Annotated in this window: 19 protein-coding genes; 2 read left to right on the forward strand and 17 right to left on the reverse strand. The window is 46.7% G+C overall.

The window, feature by feature from the left end:
• Positions 1 to 33: 33 nt before the first annotated feature.
• The 9 genes from E0D71_RS00775 to E0D71_RS00815 form a co-directional block, all read right to left on the reverse strand.
• A complete protein-coding gene (locus tag E0D71_RS00775; protein WP_133001400.1) occupies positions 34 to 963 on the reverse strand; it encodes an FAD-binding protein in 930 nt (309 codons plus the stop codon).
• Positions 960 to 1,712 carry an electron transfer flavoprotein subunit beta/FixA family protein gene (locus E0D71_RS00780; protein WP_133001401.1) on the reverse strand — a complete coding sequence of 251 codons (753 nt, stop codon included), beginning with the start codon at positions 1,710 to 1,712 and terminating at the stop codon, positions 960 to 962. The genes E0D71_RS00775 and E0D71_RS00780 overlap by 4 nt, the downstream gene beginning before the upstream one ends.
• A gap of 321 nt (positions 1,713 to 2,033) precedes the next feature.
• Positions 2,034 to 2,789: an enoyl-CoA hydratase-related protein gene (locus tag E0D71_RS00785; protein ID WP_133001402.1), complete on the reverse strand. Its 756-nt coding sequence runs from the start codon at positions 2,787 to 2,789 to the stop codon at positions 2,034 to 2,036.
• A gap of 3 nt (positions 2,790 to 2,792) precedes the next feature.
• Positions 2,793 to 3,347, reverse strand: coding sequence for a DUF2889 domain-containing protein (locus tag E0D71_RS00790; RefSeq protein WP_133001403.1), 555 nt, complete (start codon positions 3,345 to 3,347; stop codon positions 2,793 to 2,795).
• A gap of 15 nt (positions 3,348 to 3,362) precedes the next feature.
• Positions 3,363 to 5,045, reverse strand: a complete 1,683-nt coding sequence (locus E0D71_RS00795; protein WP_133001404.1) for an AMP-binding protein — start codon at positions 5,043 to 5,045, stop codon at positions 3,363 to 3,365.
• 108 nt (positions 5,046 to 5,153) lie between these two features.
• The gene (locus E0D71_RS00800; RefSeq protein ID WP_133001405.1) at positions 5,154 to 5,468 is read right to left on the reverse strand and encodes an SCP2 sterol-binding domain-containing protein; all 315 of its coding nucleotides are present in this window, start codon (positions 5,466 to 5,468) and stop codon (positions 5,154 to 5,156) included.
• A gap of 94 nt (positions 5,469 to 5,562) precedes the next feature.
• A complete protein-coding gene (locus E0D71_RS00805) occupies positions 5,563 to 7,368 on the reverse strand; it encodes an acyl-CoA dehydrogenase C-terminal domain-containing protein (protein WP_133001406.1) in 1,806 nt (601 codons plus the stop codon).
• Positions 7,369 to 7,577: 209 nt separating this feature from the next.
• A complete protein-coding gene (locus tag E0D71_RS00810) occupies positions 7,578 to 8,660 on the reverse strand; it encodes a CobW family GTP-binding protein (protein ID WP_133001407.1) in 1,083 nt (360 codons plus the stop codon).
• A 27-nt stretch (positions 8,661 to 8,687) separates the two neighbouring features.
• Positions 8,688 to 9,221: an RNA methyltransferase gene (locus E0D71_RS00815; protein ID WP_133001408.1), complete on the reverse strand. Its 534-nt coding sequence runs from the start codon at positions 9,219 to 9,221 to the stop codon at positions 8,688 to 8,690.
• 193 nt (positions 9,222 to 9,414) lie between these two features.
• On the opposite strand from E0D71_RS00815, the gene E0D71_RS00820 reads away from it, so the two are divergent.
• On the forward strand, positions 9,415 to 10,275 hold the full coding sequence (locus E0D71_RS00820; RefSeq protein WP_133001409.1) for a TraB/GumN family protein: 861 nt from the start codon (positions 9,415 to 9,417) through the stop codon (positions 10,273 to 10,275).
• A gap of 31 nt (positions 10,276 to 10,306) precedes the next feature.
• Here E0D71_RS00820 and E0D71_RS00825 read toward each other — a convergent pair whose 3' ends face one another.
• Positions 10,307 to 10,504, reverse strand: a complete 198-nt coding sequence (locus E0D71_RS00825) for a CPXCG motif-containing cysteine-rich protein (RefSeq protein ID WP_133001410.1) — start codon at positions 10,502 to 10,504, stop codon at positions 10,307 to 10,309.
• Positions 10,505 to 10,708: 204 nt separating this feature from the next.
• On the opposite strand from E0D71_RS00825, the gene E0D71_RS00830 reads away from it, so the two are divergent.
• Positions 10,709 to 11,473 (forward strand): class I SAM-dependent methyltransferase, encoded by a 765-nt coding sequence (locus tag E0D71_RS00830; RefSeq protein WP_133001411.1) that lies wholly within the window; start codon positions 10,709 to 10,711, stop codon positions 11,471 to 11,473.
• A gap of 84 nt (positions 11,474 to 11,557) precedes the next feature.
• Here E0D71_RS00830 and E0D71_RS00835 read toward each other — a convergent pair whose 3' ends face one another.
• The 7 genes from E0D71_RS00835 to apbC form a co-directional block, all read right to left on the reverse strand.
• Positions 11,558 to 11,911, reverse strand: coding sequence for a hypothetical protein (locus E0D71_RS00835; RefSeq protein WP_243711893.1), 354 nt, complete (start codon positions 11,909 to 11,911; stop codon positions 11,558 to 11,560).
• Positions 11,904 to 12,551: an NAD-dependent epimerase/dehydratase family protein gene (locus E0D71_RS00840; protein ID WP_133001413.1), complete on the reverse strand. Its 648-nt coding sequence runs from the start codon at positions 12,549 to 12,551 to the stop codon at positions 11,904 to 11,906. Before E0D71_RS00840 ends, E0D71_RS00835 begins: the two co-directional genes overlap by 8 nt.
• Before the next feature lie 122 nt (positions 12,552 to 12,673).
• Positions 12,674 to 13,672 (reverse strand): branched-chain amino acid aminotransferase, encoded by a 999-nt coding sequence (locus E0D71_RS00845; protein WP_133001414.1) that lies wholly within the window; start codon positions 13,670 to 13,672, stop codon positions 12,674 to 12,676.
• 274 nt (positions 13,673 to 13,946) lie between these two features.
• Positions 13,947 to 14,822, reverse strand: a complete 876-nt coding sequence (locus E0D71_RS00850; RefSeq protein WP_133001415.1) for a diguanylate cyclase — start codon at positions 14,820 to 14,822, stop codon at positions 13,947 to 13,949.
• Between the two features lie 182 nt (positions 14,823 to 15,004).
• The gene (locus E0D71_RS00855; protein ID WP_133001416.1) at positions 15,005 to 15,445 is read right to left on the reverse strand and encodes a hypothetical protein; all 441 of its coding nucleotides are present in this window, start codon (positions 15,443 to 15,445) and stop codon (positions 15,005 to 15,007) included.
• Between the two features lie 213 nt (positions 15,446 to 15,658).
• Positions 15,659 to 16,246, reverse strand: a complete 588-nt coding sequence (gene dcd, locus E0D71_RS00860; RefSeq protein ID WP_133001417.1) for a dCTP deaminase — start codon at positions 16,244 to 16,246, stop codon at positions 15,659 to 15,661.
• Between the two features lie 9 nt (positions 16,247 to 16,255).
• Positions 16,256 to 17,326: an iron-sulfur cluster carrier protein ApbC gene (gene apbC, locus E0D71_RS00865; protein ID WP_133001418.1), complete on the reverse strand. Its 1,071-nt coding sequence runs from the start codon at positions 17,324 to 17,326 to the stop codon at positions 16,256 to 16,258.
• Between the last annotated feature and the right edge of the window lie 247 nt (positions 17,327 to 17,573).

A 17,573-nucleotide genomic window follows, 5' to 3' on the forward strand; every position in this document is an offset into this window, starting at 1 on the left:
TAAGAATCTGTTCCTTGGCCTTAAGCCAAGCTATTAAAGGCTGTTTTCAAGTTCAGGGATGGCATCGAACAAATCCGCTACCAAGCCATAGTCTGCCACTTGAAAAATTGGCGCCTCTTCGTCTTTATTGATGGCGACAATGACCTTAGAACCTTTCATGCCCGCCAAATGCTGAATCGCCCCAGAAATGCCTACGGCGATGTACAAATCCGGCGCAACCGTCTTACCCGTTTGCCCAACTTGCAAATCATTCGGTACGAACCCTGCGTCTACTGCGGCGCGTGACGCACCAATCGCAGCGCCCAGCTTGTCGGCTACGCCTTCAAGAATTTTGAAATTATCGCCATTGCCCATGCCACGGCCACCAGAAACAACAACGCTTGCTGATGTCAATTCAGGTCGATCGGACTCTGCCAATTGCTCACTCACAAAACGACTCTTATCAGCCGCAATAACCTGTGAAAGCACTTGGCGCTCTGCGTTTCCTCCTTCTGAGGCTACTGCATCAAAACCAGTAATGCGCACGGTCAATACTTTGATCGTATCGGTCGAGGTCACGGTAGCGATGGCATTGCCTGCGTAAATAGGACGTACAAAGGTATCTGCTGACACAACCTTGATCACATCAGACAATTGAGAAACATCCAACAATGCGGCAACACGAGGCATGGTGTTCTTACCCGTGGTGGTGGTTGGCGCTGCTATATGGCTGTAATCCCCAGCCATTTCGACTAGCAATTTTGATATATTCTCTGCTAGTTGATGCTCATAAGCCGCGTTGTCAGCGACCAATACTTTGGTCACGCCTGCTACTTTCGAGGCTTGCTCAACCACGGTTTGGCATTCAAAGCCTGCGATCAGCAGATGTACATCCGCATCAATTTGCGTCGCCGCCATCACAGTGTTTAACGTCGCTGGCTTTAAAGACTTGTTATCATGTTCCGCTAAGACTAAAACGCTCATGAGATCACCTTCGCTTCGTTTTTAAGTTTTTCGACCAATTCTGCTACTGAACCTACTTTGATACCTGCTGCACGCTCTGGTGGCGCGGTTACCGAAACCACACTCACATTGCACCCTACGGTCACGCCCAGATCACTGACTGTTTTCACATCCAATGGCTTTCTCTTCGCTTTCATAATATTTGGCAAAGACGCGAAACGTGGCTCGTTCAAACGTAGATCCGTGGTAATAACCGCAGGCAAAGTCACCGACAAAGTTTGTAAGCCACCGTCTGTTTCACGAGTCACTTGCGCTTCACCATTTTCAATAACCACTTCAGAGGCAAAGGTCGCTTGCGGATAATCCAACAAAGCGGCAACCATTTGACCCGTTTGGTTATTGTCTGAATCAATGGACTGCTTGCCCATGATAATAAGATCGGCGCTTTCTTCTTTCGCCACCGCCGCTAACAATTTAGCAACCGACAAAGAATCCAGCCCATCTTCTGCTTCTACTTGAATGGCGCGATCTGCGCCTAACGCCAGTGCGGTACGCAATGTTTCTTGGCATGCTTTAGAGCCTACCGTCACAACGACGATTTCATCCGCTACGCCTTTTTCTTTTAATCGAATCGCTTCTTCTACAGCGATTTCACAGAAAGGGTTCATGGACATTTTGACATTGGTTAAATCAACCGATGACTGATCGGCTTTGACGCGAACTTTAACGTTGTAGTCAATGACCCGTTTAACGGATACTAAAATTTTCATAAGTCCCTCACATTTATCATTAAGCTCTGTCATTTAAGTTCAACTGATTCTAATGACTTGTTTGATTCTGTTTACCTACATGGATGAACACACGCGGTACGTCACTTGATTGCTGATACCCTAATACTAGTTTGCGGGCGATTTTCATCAATAACAAAAAAGCCTCAGTTAACTAACAAAAAAAACCACCCAAAAGAAAAATGGTTAATTCTTGAACGTATCTGACACAATCTTTAAAGCGCATAGACAGAAAACCAAGCACAAACAAAAAAGCCTTATCCACTTGGATAAGGCTTACTCATTACAAAAGGCACCTAATAATTAGGTTTTACCCCGAGAAAGAAACGCCATAAAAGCCTGCCGAGCCTCTGCTGACGCTAGCCTATCTTTGAATATACGCCCTTCACGCATCAACGCCATTTGTATGTCATCTTGTGCGCGATACTTTAATAAGTCTTTGCTTAAGGTCACGGCCTCAACCGGTAATGCAGCAATTTTGTTGGCATAAGCCAACGCCATATCAAATGCCTCACCAGACTCACAAAGATGGTTTAACATGCCCATGTCTAAGGCTTCTTCACTGCCAAAGACTTCGCCCAAAATCAGTTTTTCAAACGCTTTTTGGTGCCCTATCAGCAATGGCAATAAATGACTCGATGCCGCTTCAGGCACCAGCCCTAGTTGCACAAAAGGAAACTGAAAACGGCTGTCTCTTGCGGCCAGCACCATGTCGCAATGCAGCAACATGGTGGCACCCACACCGACGGCTCGCCCTTCTACTCCAGCGATTAATGGTTTTTTATAAATGGTTAGCGTTTGTAAAAAAGCCATTACTGGGGACATTTTTTCTGGCGTCTGAGCTATTTGCACAAACTCATTGATGTCATTACCCGAAGAGAAATCCGCGCCTTCGCCATGAATCAAAGTCACTTTAATGGACGGGTCCGCTTCTGCTTTATGCAATGCATCGGATAGCGCCTGATACATATCGATGGTCACGGCGTTTTTTTTGTGAGGTCGATTAAGACACAATATTTGCACGCCTGATTCGACACTTTCTCTAACAAATTCGCTCACCGATTACTCCTTATCAGGCAGTTGAATAATTTGCTCTTCAACTAGCTTTTGCACCATAGGGCCATCTTCTGACCAACCATGGCAGGTATTGACTAACCCGATTAACGCCTTGGGCACGGCAGCTGGGTATTTTTTGGCTAATGGCTGCCACATGGTTTGAAACGCTGTGGTGGCCGCCACCGGCAACAGCTCCAAAACATGCGTGCAACCCACCTTGCCGGCAAAGGTTTTCTTTAACCAGCGATTCCAGCCAGGGCCAATGCGCGTGCCTTTTATTTGATCAAAGCTCGGCTCTGCGCCACCGCAAGAAGGAAAAGGGAACGCCGACATATCCACCTCTATCGCATGGATAAGAAACTGATCATCTAGGGTCAGCTTGACGCTAATATCATGAAATGGCGAGCCTTGTGGAACTCGGCTGCCATCAAACTCTCTATACACATCGTATGTTTTCAGGTCGATCATACGGGCTTCGATGTCCCACAGCCCGTCTTCTCGTAAATACCCTTCTGATATTATGTTACGTCGATGCATTCGCTCACGTTTAGGCTGCGACATAGTGCGCTCCTTCCGTTAAGCTTTTTCATCACGCAACGCTCGACGCAATACTTTCCCGACGTTCGTTTTCGGCAACTCCTGACGAATTTCAATGTATTTTGGCACTTTATAAGCCGCCAAATTTTCTTTGCAATACGCTCGTAGCTCCGGCATATCCAACGAGGTCAGGCCGCCTCTCAAGGTAATAAAGGCTTTCACTGCCTCACCTGTTTTATCATCTGGCACACCAATGGCGGCGGATTCTAGAATATCAGGATGACTCGATAAGCACTCTTCCACTTCCGTTGGGTAGACGTTAAAACCAGACACTATGATCATGTCTTTCGCGCGATCAACAATCTGCAAATAGCCATCAGGATGCTCTATCGCAATGTCGCCGGTCATCAAGAAACCGTCTGGCGTCATGACTTCTGCCGTGGCCTCTGGACGCAACCAGTAGCCTTTCATCACTTGTGGGCCTCGAACACACAACATGCCAGCCTCACCTTGCGCAACCACATTGCCATCTTCATCTTGTATCTTAATGTCGGTTTCATCGACCGGCAGCCCTATGGTGCCAATACGCTCTTGTCCGCATGGGTTAAACGACACAACAGGCGATGTCTCTGTTAAACCGTACCCCTCGACAACGGTGCAACCCGTAATCTCTTTCCAGTGATTTGCCGCCGAGTGCGTCAATGGCATACCGCCAGAACAGGTGATTTTCAGTCCAGAGAAATCCAACGCAGCAAACTCTGGCTTATTGCAGAGCCCAACAAACAAGGTGTTCAACCCCACAAAACCGGTAAACTTCCACTTTTTAAGCTCTTTAATAAAGCCTGGAATGTCTCTTGGATTCGGGATCAATACAGAATGGCCACCCGCTTCGATCATGGTCAAACCATGAATCAAAAAGGCGTAAATATGATACAGAGGCAGAGGCGCAATAAAGGTTTCTTGACCCTCTTCTAGCACATCTTGCAGCCTGAAACTCAGCTGATGCATGTTTGACAACAGGTTAGCATGCGTCAGCATCGCCCCTTTCGCGACGCCGGTTGTTCCCCCTGTGTACTGTAAGACGGCGATGTCGCCAGCGTGCGTTTCCACTGCTGTCACCGTTTTGCCCATGCCTTTTTCTAACGCCTGATTTAACGTGATGGCGTTTGGCAAGTGATACGCAGGCACCATTTTTTTCACGTACTTAACAACTGAGTTAATCAAGATACGCTTAGGCGCGCTGTGAAAATCAGCAATCTGCGTAATGATCAGATGTTTGATGGAGGTTTTATGAAGAATTTTTTCCACATGGCTGGCCATGTTGGCGAACACCACCAGCGCTTTCACCTCTGCATCATTAAACTGATGCTCAAGCTCTTTCGGAGAATAAAGTGGGTTGGTATTCACCACAATCATGCCCGCTTTCATGGCGCCAAATACCACCACTGGGTATTGCACGACATTCGGCAATTGCACGGCAATACGATCACCCGGTTTTAAGTCGGTATGATGTTGTAAATACGCGGCAAACTGGTCAGATTTTTGCGCTAAATCGGCGTAAGAAATCGTACAGCCAACACTCGTAAACGCAGGTTTATTGCCGAACTTTTGACAAGAAGCATTCAACACATCTAATAAAGACGTGTAATGGTGGGGGTTAAGAGACTCTGGGATATAGCTTCCAGGTTCTTTGTAGCTAGTAGAGACATTTTCGGTCTGCATTGATTACTCCAGTTATTTTTTTTGTTAGGAGAATTAAGCATCATCTAAAATACCCGAGCGCAGAATATGCTCTCGGGTTATCACTATTCGAAGCGCTAATTTAGACTACTACTGAGGGAATATTTGCGTCAGCTTAGTGGCCAACATTATGTCCCCATCAGCACGAATCTTGCCCTGCATAAAAGCAGCCATGCCGTCTAATTCACCTGTCATCACGCTTTTTAGCGTATCTAAATCCATTTCTAGCGTAACAGTAGGGTCATCATGATCCCCTTCCCCTAACGCGCATTCACCATCATCGATGGCTAAATAATAACTTGTGCCTTCTTCCATATTAAACTGAAAAACAGCGTCCATTCCGTCTGCTTGATCAGCATCAAAGCGGCTTACCATATCATCAAATACAGCTTTAACTTCACTCATTATGTCACCCTCTTAGTCTAGTCTGTTTTTATTCGTTTGTTGAGCGCTCACCTTAGATAAAATGAACGCGCTTTAGTCTTTAATTAGGTTTAGCTTAAGCGTTCAGGAAGAGAAAGTTCTCTTCATCCATGGACAACAAGTTATCCGCTCCAGACAACATGGCTTCGGCATGCGCTCGAGTACGTGGCAATAAACGCTCGTAGTAGAAGGTCGCGGTTTGCAGCTTCGCTGTATAGAAACCCACTTCATCCGAACCTTGGTCTAATTTGGTTTGCGCCGTAATCGCCATACGAGCCCAGAAATACGCCAATACGACATAACCAGAGAACATCAAATAATCCACCGATGCCGCCCCCACTTCGTCTTTATTACGCATCGCTTTCATGCCAATTTTCATGGTGAGATCGCCCCACTCACTATTGACCTTGTCTAGCGCGGAAATATACGATTTGAAGCGTTTGTCGCCTTTGTGCTCTTTGCAGAATTTGTGAATAATTTTAGTGAATCGGCGAAGTGTCGCCCCTTGGGTCATCAGCACTTTTCGACCCAATAAATCCAACGCTTGAATGCCTGTGGTGCCTTCATACAACATAGCAATGCGGCAATCACGAACGTTTTGCTCCATGCCCCACTCAGCAATATAGCCATGACCACCAAACACTTGGAGACCTTGGTTAGCAGACTCAAACCCAGTTTCTGTTAAAAAGGCTTTAGCAATAGGCGTCAACAGGGACATCAACTCATCCGCTTCGGCTTTTTCTTCTGCGTTGCCTCGCTTGGTTTTATCCACCAACAAAGAACAGTAATGGATCATTGCTCGACCGCCTTCCGCGAACGCTTTTTGCGTCAGCAGCATACGGCGAACATCAGGATGGACTATGATAGGGTCAGCGGCTTTCTCTGGGGCTTTCGGTCCAGACAAAGAGCGCATTTGCAGACGATCTTTCGCGTAAGCAACGGAGTTTTGTAATGCCCATTCAGAATGCGCAAGACCTTGCAGTGCAGTACCTAGGCGCGCCGTGTTCATAAAAGTAAACATGCAATTAAGGCCGCGATTAGGTTCGCCAATCAGAAAGCCTTTGGCGCCATCAAAGTTCATCACACAAGTGGCATTGCCATGAATGCCCATTTTATGTTCGATAGAACCACACGCAACCTGGTTACGATCACCGATATCGCCGGCTTCTGTGACATTGAATTTCGGGACAATAAATAATGAGATGCCTTTGGTGCCCGCTGGCGCATCTGGCAGTCGAGCCAACACGATATGAACAATGTTGCCTGCCATATCATGCTCACCCGCGGAGATGAAGATCTTCGTGCCTGACAATGCATAACTGCCGTCTGAATTTGGCTCAGCTTTGGTTTTAAGCATGCCCAAATCCGTACCACAATGCGGCTCAGTCAAACACATGGTGCCGGTCCATTCACCGGACACCAATTTGGTTAAATAGGTTTGCTTTTGCTCTTCTGTACCATGCTGCTCAATGGTATTCATAGCACCATGGCTCAAGCCTGGGTACATGCCCCAAGACCAGTTAGCCGTCGCGATCATTTCCGTGATCATCATGCCCAATGAATCGGGAAGACCTTGTCCACCCACCTCTTCAGGATGAGACAAAGAAGGCCAGCCGCCTTCGACATATTGCTGATAGGCTTCTTTAAAACCATCAGGCGTGGTAACAACGCCGTCGTTAAACTGACAACCTTGCTGGTCACCAATGCGATTAAGAGGGGACAAAACGCGCTCTGCAAATTTGGCGCCTTCTTCTAAAATCGCCGACACCATATCAGGCGTCGCTTCTTCGCCACCGGGTAAATTTGCATAATGAGCATTGATATCCAATAGCTCTTCAGTCACAAATTTAATATCACGTATGGGTGCTTTATATTCAGGCATAGCCTATAACCTCTTATTGTTTTTATCGTGCCTCGGTTCGGTAAACAAACCCAGTTCTATGGTAGAAAGGGTCGTCCATCGGCTCGATTCTCTCAATAACAAAAGACACCAAGATTAATGACAAAATTAATCAGTGGTGATTTTTTCTGTTATTAACAGCCATAAGAAAACAACATAAAGAAGACTATAAATAAGATGTTATCCGGTATTTAATGAATTTTAGACACAAATTCTAGGATTTTTTGCGACCAACTACTTTCATCAACACCAATCACCTCGCAGCGACTCGTTTGATACCAAGGTGACATTTTCATAGATAAAACACCCCTAGAGGCATTAACAAAAAGCGCCTGCTGTCGATCTAGGGCAAAAACCCCCTTAATACGATAGATCCCTGGGTCGCCCATTAATGCATCCAGACCATTGCGCAATTGGCTTTCATCAAAAATACGACCTTGTGGCCATTGCCATCCCATGACCTTCATTCCTTCTTGCTGCTTCACGTAATGGTCACTTGCTTTGCCTACCAGTGCTTGAGAGGGCCTGTCACCGTGGTCGTGGTCGTGGTCGTGGTCGTGGTCGTGGTCGTGGTCGTGGTCGTGGTCGTGGTCGTGGTCGTGGTCGTGGTCGTGGTCGTGGTCGTGGCTATCATGCGTTGCGTTGGTCGTATCGACAACCCCCTGCGCTACGATCAAACAAGGGTCTAGATCTGACTCTAAAAGGGACATAGGGTCCTTCATCACCAGTTGTTCTGGCTGCAACCCTCGAGATTGGCAATAGCGCATCAATCTCTTTGTATCCGCTTCGCGGTATGCTGACACATGGCTTGCCACCAAGACATTAGCACACTCTAGCTGATCGTTAAAAATCGCATGTCGTGTGTAGCGTTCATCGGCTAGGTTGCGCGCATCGAGCACACAAAATGCCCCAGTGACCAACAAGACATCTTGATATTTTGGTGTCTTTAACGAGTCAATAATTTGTCGCGGATGCCCTAATCCGGAAGGCTCAATCAGAATTCGGTCAGGGTTTTGCTCACGTATCAGTTGGTTTAATCCCTGAGCAAACGCCGCCGAGGTCGTACAGCAAACACAGCCTCCGGGGACTTCCTTAATCGCCACGCCACTATCGCTCAGTAAGGCGCCATCCAACCCAATTTCACCAAATTCATTGACCAGCACAGCCCAACGCTCATAGGCTGGCGCTTGCGCTAACAAGTCACGAATTAAGGTGGTTTTACCTGCCCCTAAAAAGCCCGTGATAATAGTAACCTTAATCCCTTGATAACGCATTCATGTCTCCGCTAAAACAGCAACACACTAAGCGCGCTTGGTGCGCACTTTAACATTGTTATTCACGTCTTTACTGCTACGAATCAGCTCATCATCGGCCACCGCACGAGAGGATTTTGCTAAGCGATCGTACAAGACAACATTCACCGAGGCGGCCAAATTCATGCAACCTATTGTAGGCACAAACACCACATGATCCGCACGATCTACGACTTTCTGGCTGATGGTGCCATCTTCTGGGCCAAACACATACAGCGCCTTTTCAGGGTGTTCAAATGCCGGCAAAGGCGTCGCCCCTTGGATTAGATCCACACACACAATTTTTGTCTGTGCATCCACCGCATCAATCAATTCGTCCAGACTAAGTGACGCTATGTTAATTAAAGGAATGGATACATGGGCCTTCTTCGTGTCTGTCGACAATTTAGCCGCGCGGTCGTAGCGCTGGCCAGAGTACAAGACTTGATCCACTTGATAACAGCCAGCGGCACGCATAACCGAGCCAACGTTAGAGGTACTTTTCGGGTTTGTTAGACCAATAGAAACAAAATCAGTATTCATATGGGGTTAGATAGACCTTAAAAGAACGAAGCGCCGTTTAAAAAAGACGCAATGAAAGAGCACAAATAATACCATCCTTTTGGTCAATTCCTATTAATAAGGTAACTCCTCGCAAACGCCCTATGCCAATTGCTCCCACCCTTCAATTCGGGCTATGCTGCTTTTCTTTATGCCACCATTACGAGTAAAAGCGATGTCATTCATTAAAAAATGTGGTCTAACCCTTTTTGCCGCCGCGGCGTTTCAAACCCAAGCAGCATCGGTCTGGAAGGTTATGTCAGGTAACAATGCATTATATTTAGGCGGCACTATTCATATTTTATCTCCCGATGACTACCCACTTCCGACGGCCTATGATGAAGCTTACCGCGCCTCGGATAAGGTCATTTTCGAAACAGACATTAACACCATAAATTCTCGTGAATTTCAGCAAAAAATGGTCAGCCAACTCTCCTATTCCGACGGCACCACCATTGACCAAGTTCTAAAGCCAGAGACTTACCAAGCCCTCGCCCGCTTTCTAGAAGCGCGCCATATTCCCATGGACAAAATTGCCCCTTTGAAGCCGAGCTTAATCGCGATGACGCTCAGCGTGATGGAATTGCAATCCTTAGGATTCACCAGCGAAGGCGTAGACCAATATTATTCAGCAAAAGCCACCCTCGACCACAAACATCAAGGCTGGCTAGAAGCCCCTCAAGACCAGATTGATGTACTAGAAAGCATAGGGGAAGGCGACGAAAGCGAGATGATAGATTATTCTCTGCAAGACATAGAAGACATGCCCAATACCATTGACGTACTAAGAAAAAGTTGGCGCGATGGCAATATGATCGCCATGGCTGAGGCAACCATTACCGACTTTAAAGAAGACTACCCAGAGATATACGAAGAACTATTGGTTGCGCGAAACAAGCATTGGTTGCCGCAAATCGAAGCCATGCTAAATGACAGCAGCACGGAATTTGTCATGGTTGGGGCCATGCACCTTGCGGGGCCAGATGGATTATTAGCCCAGCTAGAAGCCAGCGGCTATCAGGTTGAAAAGCTGTAAAACACGCAGCCTAGCAGCATTAAAAACGAGACTAAAAAGTCTCGTTTTCTGAATGCACAGACACCCGCTCTGAACCATCGGTTGCATCCTGCACATGAAATACAATCGGCTGACAACAGACCTGACAGTCTTCGATATATTCTTGAGGCTCGTCCAATAGTTCAACGCTAACACTGATTATTTCACCGCAATAGGGACAGGCAATGTCCTTTTCAATCAACTCGCCCATTGGTCGCTTCCTCACCTTTTCTAACGTGCTTTTAAATCTAGCACACCCATCTTGCCAATAGGCTTATTTTACTCCCCTTTACCCAGACAATTACCCCCAACATCACAGGGGATGTTTAGGCTTCGCAAAAGGCAAGGATTGATATATGATGCGCCCCTCATTTTTCTCGCCGTCTTTTTGCACGCGGCGCCTAGCAAGGTAATTATGTCTTATAACGCGTTATACAGTGACTTGTCTGGTTATTATGATCTTATGTGTGCCGACATTGACTATCAAAGCCAAAGCAACAGCGCCCATCGTCTGAATCAGATTTTTGGCAATGGTGGCAAGCAGCATTTAGACTTGGCTTGCGGCACCGGCCCTCACATTGCTCACCTAATGCAAGATGGCTTTACTTGTCGCGGTTTGGATATTAATCAGCCCATGCTAGACATTGCCAAACAACGCTGTCCAGACGCTGAGTTCGCACAAGGCAATATGTGCGCCTTCGAGACGGAACACCCATTCGACTTAATTACCTGCTTTTTGTATTCGATACATTACAGTGGTGACTTAGACAACCTAAAAAGTTGCATCAAAAGCGCCTACCAAGCCTTAACTCACGGCGGAGTTTTCTATTTTAACGTCGTGGCTAAAAGCCAGATTGATAATGCGCTGTTTGCCAAACACAGCGTGCAACAGGACCAAGATCTGTTCCACTTTAGCTCAGCGTGGCACTACATTGGTCATGGCGAGAAACAAACGCTCAACGTGCGAATCGACAAAACAACCGATCAACAAACACTCACCTGGGAAGATGAACACCCGATGGTGGCGCTCAATTTTGATGAACTGCAAACACTGCTCGCACCGTATTTTGACGTGCATGTGTTTGAACATAACTATGACAGCATTACACCGTGGGACCACAGCTCAGGCAATGCTATTTTTGTTTGTGTAAAGCGCGAGCAAAACGACAACGAACGTTAGAGTCATAACCCTAGAGGCGATGAACGTACGAACCATCAGGCTTTATGATGCATAAAGCCCTAACGCCTCTCTTTGAAAACCAGGCTATTTGCTTTTCCAAATCGTCGCCACGGCGCGTTCAGTCCCCAGAAAACCAACGATATCGCAAACCAGCCCCACCGCTAAAAACACCACAATCGGAATCACACCGCCAACTTCTGAAAATTTCACTGACAATGACAAGGACGCGATCGACAACGCACAAAACAACAACCCAATCACGATCAAGATTTTCCGATGAGAAGGTTTATACACATATTCCTCTTCCCCCTTTTCAAAAGGAGCAAGAACGAACGAAAACCCTTTTCTTAATGACTCTTTCATAGCAACCTTAAAATAATAACGATTAGCGTAAAATGCCTGCAATAAGGGTGCCGATAACCATCCCTCCTTACTCAACAAACACATCCTGCAACGCAAAAACGGCCAAACCGCTGCCATCAGATTGGCTGACTTGCGCCATTTTTATGGCGACTTCAGTCCCCTTAATTGGACGATAACGCCGTAGCCAAGGCAACACGAGCAACACTGGAGACAGGAGACTGGCAAGCACCTCACCGAAACGAAAATCCGCACGTGCACCAAGCAACAAAGAGGGTTGAAATAGACTGGTGCGAGGAAAAGGCAATGCTTTGATGCGATCTTCTAGCTCACCTTTCATGCATAAATAGGCATTTCTGCTGTTGGCATTCGCACCACTTGAAGACACTAAAAGATAATGGGATACACCTTGTTTAAGAGCAAGCTTCGCGGCATTCAGTTGATAGTCCAAATCTACTTTTCTCTGTGCTTGAATCGACCCCGCTTGCTTTAACGTTGTGCCCAAACAAGAAAACAACATATCGGCGGTAAAGTAGTCGGCATAATCCTCAAGTCGATCAAAATCCACCACCTGGTTTTCAACTTTCTCGGCGTCATGATAGGCTGGGCGTCGCGTCAGCGTCACCACCTTGGTGATCGCTTCGATGCCCACCAACTGATCCACCAAGGCGCGACCCACCAAGCCTGTCGCGCCAATAACAACGGCTGTTTTCCCCATACTTTACGCCTTTCGATTTGTCTCGTTCAATTTATGCCATGGGCTGACCATACGCCAACACAAAAAAAAGGCCAGAGACACAGCCTCTAGCCTTTTTTATAACACGATTTTATTCGCGAAAGTTACGCGATTTTTGTTAACCAATTATGTGTATCTGGCGCATTGCCCCATTGAATGTCATTCAATGCTTTACGCAATTTTTCAACAACCGGACCAGGCTCGCCAGAACCTACCTTGATGTCTTCGCCATTATGAATAAATGTACCAACAGACGTTAGAACCGCGGCGGTACCAGATAATGCGGCTTCAACGCCAGGTTTTGCAGCACGCTCAAGCAATTCTGCCACGGTAATATCGCGCTCTGTGACCGTCATACCCAGGTCAGCAGCCAATGTCAGTACAGAAGAACGAGTGACGCCATGTAGGAAGCTGCTGTCTAGCGCTTTGGTAATAATTTCATTGCCGTCGATTAACAAGAAGTTCGCCGCACCGGTTTCTTGAACATCGCCATTTGGGCAGAACAAGATTTGATCCGCTTGCAGGTCAGCTTTGGCTTTCATCGTTGGGCCAAGCGCACTGGCATAGTTACCACCGCTTTTGATAATGCCCATATGTGGTGCACAACGCATGCCTGTTTCATCCAATAGCAAACGTAATGCTTTTACGCCGCCAGTAAAGTAATCCCCAACAGGAGACAATAAGATGTACAGCATAGAAGAGACACTAGGCGTAGCGGCTTTACCAATCGCAGCTTCTGTACCAATGTGCGTAGGACGAATGTACAAAGACCCTGGTGGCTCAGGCACGTCGCTCGCAAATTCAGCGACCGCGTCTAAAATCATTTGAGAGACTTGTTCTTTATCGATCGTTGGCAACGCCAATAGCTCGCTGCTTTGAGCAAAACGGTTGATGTTCTGATCCATGCGGAACACATGAATACTTCCATCCGCATGACGAAACGCTTTTAACCCTTCAAAACAAGTACTTGAGTAATGTAGAACATGGGCACCTGGGTGCAACTGAATGCTCTGTGCAGAAACAAGCTCTGCTTTACTCCACTGATTATTCTCAAATGTCGTCATTGCCATCTTAGGCAAAAACACGCTACCAAAAGCCGCCATTATTGTGTCCTATTAAGTCAGATGAATACGATCCAATGTCGCTGTGATAAACGGGCGAAACGCTCTCTTATGATAAAAAGCCTGCCCTATGGTAGTTGATAGTAAATCAGATTAGTGCCGCAAGAAAGCGAATCAGAAAAGCCATTGCCCGCAAATAGGCTATTTCCAGTATTTTTGCGTAATTCAGCAACAGGAGGCGAAAAAGAAAGGAGGACTGGGTATCACGACGTAAGGCTTACCAGAAGAGATGAGGACGATAACACTGAGCTGGGGGTCATATCGTAAACACGGAAATTTGATTTCCTCCTGCGTGTTTTGATTGGTACATTGCATGGTCTGCGTGTTGAATCAAAGCCAACACCTCGTTAGCGTGCTCAGGATAATGCGCAATACCGATACTGGCCGTCACATGAAATTCAAAACCATCCAGAAAATACGGCGCTTCAATTTCCGAGCGAATTTTCTCTGCCACCTTGTAACTGTCCTCTGCGACATTGATGCTATTGAGCAACACCAGAAACTCGTCACCCCCTTGCCTTGCCACACTGTCCGACTCACGTACGCTTGAGGTCAATCTACTGGCAATCATTCGCAATAGTTTGTCGCCCATTGTATGACTGTAGCGATCGTTCACTTCTTTAAAGCCATCAATATCGATAAACAACAAAGACAATAAGGTGTTTTCCCGTCTGGCTCTGGTTAACCCTGTTTGCAAGCGATCCAAAAACAGCGAACGATTCGGCAAATCGGTCAATGGATCATGGCGTGCCATGCGCTCTAATCGAGCCTCCATTTGCTTACGCTCAGTAATATCATGGGCAACGGCAATGCGCAGCTGATGCTCTTCCGACCAACGAGCAGACCATAAAACATGAACAACACGACCACTCTTATGAACCCAGCGATTCTCAAAACGAGGCTTCAACTCACCTTGTAACATATGCTCAACCGTTTCATGGGTTTTCTCTACGTCTTCTGGATACAGCATGATGTCCATCGGCTTGCCAATCACTTCGCTTGGCGCATAACCAAACAAATCTTCGAAAGCAGCACTCACAAAAACAAACTCCCCTTCACGGTTGACGACACAAACCGCATCAAGCATCAGTTCTAATACATCAGGAAGACTAATAAAATCACTTATTTTCATATAACCGAACCCCTCTTTCATACAACAAGATCCCTAAAAAACATCCTGTTGTATTCGGGTTAAATGCTTGTTTTGTGACAGTTAACCTAATAATAGGTTCATTTATTCGCTTTTGTCTTTGTAAAATTCAGAAAAATGTCATGAAAAAGAAAAAAATGCACAAAACAACCAAACCGATGCGATTAAGGCGCCAGCTTCTTCGTGTCGTCGTAATAAATCGCCTGCCCAGTCACACGGGCTTTCGGCAAAGAAAAGCCAGACCCTATGGAGGTACCAACACCGCCACTGCCTAAAGACAGCCCTAACCCTGTTCCCAAATGCTCAAAAGAGCTTTCTGAAACCTGATCCAATATCACACCATTGGCGCCAATCTTAGCGGCTTGCTCTTTGAGCTCAACTTTGGCTTTTTCCAACCTAGCGTCATCAGAAAAGCCTTTTTCACTGGTGGCTTTCACGGTACCAATCACCTGATAAGAGAACGTCGGTTTATGGAAAAAAAGCGCCACTTGTTCAGGGTCAATTTCAGGGCGTTTATCGCCGGTTAACTGATAAGAGCCTGAGGCGCACCCTTGCAGTAACAAAGAGAAAAGAAGTATCGAGATAAAAGGTATTATTTTTAACATGCTAACCCACAGTGAATACGTAAAATGTTGAACCAAACCTTACGAAAACGGCAAGTAAGGCGCCACAGAACACTACTTTGAAGATATACCACTTTGTGAGTTCGTACCAAAAACCACTGGATTAAAAGCGGCTAAGTTTCTTTATCTTGAGGCTTCCCTAACAATCCGCCATAAAAAAGAGGCGCTTGCCTCTTTTTTAAACACCGTTAGAATTTAGCTTTTATCGCCCGATATGCGACTGCCTACCGCCGACGTCTGATTCTTATACTTGGCATTGTCGCGTTTGTTATAAGGACGCTCTGCAGAACCGGACATGGTTTCGAAGTTAATCGCTCCTATGGTCATGCCTGGGCTCAGCGCGATGGGCAATTTGCCACCGTTTAAGAACTCCAAAACAATGCCGCCGCTCCAACCTGGATCGATTCGATGGGCCGTTACGTGCACCATCAGCCCCAAACGCGCCAAAGAAGAACGCCCATCTAGCCAGCCAACCAAATTGTCAGGCAAGGTCACCGATTCTTTCGTCACGCCCAAAACCAATTCACCAGGATGGATAAAGAATGGCTTACCATCTTCGACCAAAATCTCTTCGCTCATGACCGATTCAATGACTTTATTTAAATCGGCTTTCGAACTACTAAGGTCCAGATAAGGCGCTGGGTGACCTTGGAACACACGAAAGGAGTTCCCTAATCGAAGGTCCACGGAGACGCCACTAATTACGCTATTATCTGGGCGAGGGTCTATGGTAATGGCACCTTCATCTAAGGCTTTAATGATATCTCGGTCACACAAACGCATTTCTATTCCTTAATCGTCACTCATGCCAATAGTCGGCATTGCAAACTGGTTATCTTGTTGGGACGCAAGAGTAGCACCAAGCTTACGTGCAATCGACTGATAAATGCCGGCCGCTTCGCTTTCTGGCTCACTCACTACAACTGGATTGCCCGCGTCACTGTGCTGACGAATCGCCAAACTCAGCGGCAATTTGCCCAATACATCAACGTTATATTCTTTTGCTAAGCTGGTGCCGCCTTCGTCACCAAAGATGGCTTCATGGTGTCCACAGTTCGAACAAATGTGCGTCGACATGTTTTCCACCACGCCCAACACAGGGATTTTCACCTTATTAAACATCTCAATGCCACGACGCGCATCCAACAAAGCAATGTCTTGCGGCGTGGTGACAATAACAGAGCCCGCCACCGGCACCTTCTGCGATAAGGTCAGTTGAATGTCCCCTGTGCCCGGCGGCATATCGATGAATAAATAATCCAAATCGTTCCAGTCGGTTTGCGTCAAAATCTGCATTAAGGCGCCCGTCACCATAGGCCCACGCCAAGCAACCGGTGTGTCTTTAGTGGTTAAAAACGCCATCGACATGACTTGCACGCCGTGCGCCATAGGTGGAATAAAGATCTTTTCATCTCGGACTTCTGGACGGGTGCCGTCCGCAAAGCCCATCATCATGCCTTGGCTTGGCCCATAAATGTCCGCATCCAGAATGCCCACGCGTGCGCCTTCTTTCGCCATCGCCAATGCCAGATTGACCGTAGTAGTGGATTTACCCACTCCGCCTTTCCCCGACGCCACCGCGATGATGTTTTTCACCCCAGTAAGCCCAGGAATATTTCCTTGCGTTGCCTGACTTACTACCTGATGTTCAAGTTCCACAATCAGCTCACGAGGGTCCGCCAATAAAGTGCGAATACGCTCGGTTAATGCTGCTTTTTCTGTCTGGGCTGGGTAACCCAAGCTTAGGGTAAGATGTAAGCGCGTCGAGTCCCCTACTACTTGCCAGACAGCGCCATACGCTTGACCGCTGTTCTGATCGATTAGTGTTTCTAATTGAGCCTGTATTTGGGCATCGGTTTGCATACTTCTCTCCAACAAAGCGGCGGCGTTATCTATAAACAGTCCAATCACTGAGCATAAACAGACACGACCGGCTTTTTAATAAGTCGTTGTGACAAAAATTTCTAGAATATGTGCCAAGTGTGGGGGCAAAATGCAGAAAAGCAAGTCAAGCTATTGCACACCACTGAAGGGCTCTTATAATTACGCGATCTATTTCGTTATCAATGGTTAGGCTCTTTTAGCGTTCTTCGACTTAGTCCTTACATCG

It is taken from the genome of Marinomonas sp. KMM3893 (genome assembly GCF_004352855.1).
Classification (GTDB): domain Bacteria; phylum Pseudomonadota; class Gammaproteobacteria; order Pseudomonadales; family Marinomonadaceae; genus Marinomonas; species Marinomonas arenicola.

Excerpts from the sequence above, each read along its gene's own strand:
- E0D71_RS00775 (WP_133001400.1), bottom strand. The coding sequence starts at position 963 with ATGAGCGTTTTAGTCTTAGCGGAACATGATAACAAGTCTTTAAAGCCA.
- E0D71_RS00780 (WP_133001401.1), bottom strand. The coding sequence starts at position 1,712 with ATGAAAATTTTAGTATCCGTTAAACGGGTCATTGACTACAACGTTAAA.
- E0D71_RS00790 (WP_133001403.1), bottom strand. The coding sequence starts at position 3,347 with ATGTCGCAGCCTAAACGTGAGCGAATGCATCGACGTAACATAATATCA.
- E0D71_RS00795 (WP_133001404.1), bottom strand. The coding sequence starts at position 5,045 with ATGCAGACCGAAAATGTCTCTACTAGCTACAAAGAACCTGGAAGCTAT.
- E0D71_RS00800 (WP_133001405.1), bottom strand. The coding sequence starts at position 5,468 with ATGAGTGAAGTTAAAGCTGTATTTGATGATATGGTAAGCCGCTTTGAT.
- E0D71_RS00805 (WP_133001406.1), bottom strand. The coding sequence starts at position 7,368 with ATGCCTGAATATAAAGCACCCATACGTGATATTAAATTTGTGACTGAA.
- E0D71_RS00810 (WP_133001407.1), bottom strand. The coding sequence starts at position 8,660 with ATGCGTTATCAAGGGATTAAGGTTACTATTATCACGGGCTTTTTAGGG.
- E0D71_RS00815 (WP_133001408.1), bottom strand. The coding sequence starts at position 9,221 with ATGAATACTGATTTTGTTTCTATTGGTCTAACAAACCCGAAAAGTACC.
- E0D71_RS00820 (WP_133001409.1), top strand. The coding sequence starts at position 9,415 with ATGTCATTCATTAAAAAATGTGGTCTAACCCTTTTTGCCGCCGCGGCG.
- E0D71_RS00825 (WP_133001410.1), bottom strand. The coding sequence starts at position 10,504 with ATGGGCGAGTTGATTGAAAAGGACATTGCCTGTCCCTATTGCGGTGAA.
- E0D71_RS00830 (WP_133001411.1), top strand. The coding sequence starts at position 10,709 with ATGTCTTATAACGCGTTATACAGTGACTTGTCTGGTTATTATGATCTT.
- E0D71_RS00840 (WP_133001413.1), bottom strand. The coding sequence starts at position 12,551 with ATGGGGAAAACAGCCGTTGTTATTGGCGCGACAGGCTTGGTGGGTCGC.
- E0D71_RS00845 (WP_133001414.1), bottom strand. The coding sequence starts at position 13,672 with ATGGCGGCTTTTGGTAGCGTGTTTTTGCCTAAGATGGCAATGACGACA.
- E0D71_RS00850 (WP_133001415.1), bottom strand. The coding sequence starts at position 14,822 with ATGAAAATAAGTGATTTTATTAGTCTTCCTGATGTATTAGAACTGATG.
- E0D71_RS00855 (WP_133001416.1), bottom strand. The coding sequence starts at position 15,445 with ATGTTAAAAATAATACCTTTTATCTCGATACTTCTTTTCTCTTTGTTA.
- dcd (WP_133001417.1), bottom strand. The coding sequence starts at position 16,246 with ATGCGTTTGTGTGACCGAGATATCATTAAAGCCTTAGATGAAGGTGCC.
- apbC (WP_133001418.1), bottom strand. The coding sequence starts at position 17,326 with ATGCAAACCGATGCCCAAATACAGGCTCAATTAGAAACACTAATCGAT.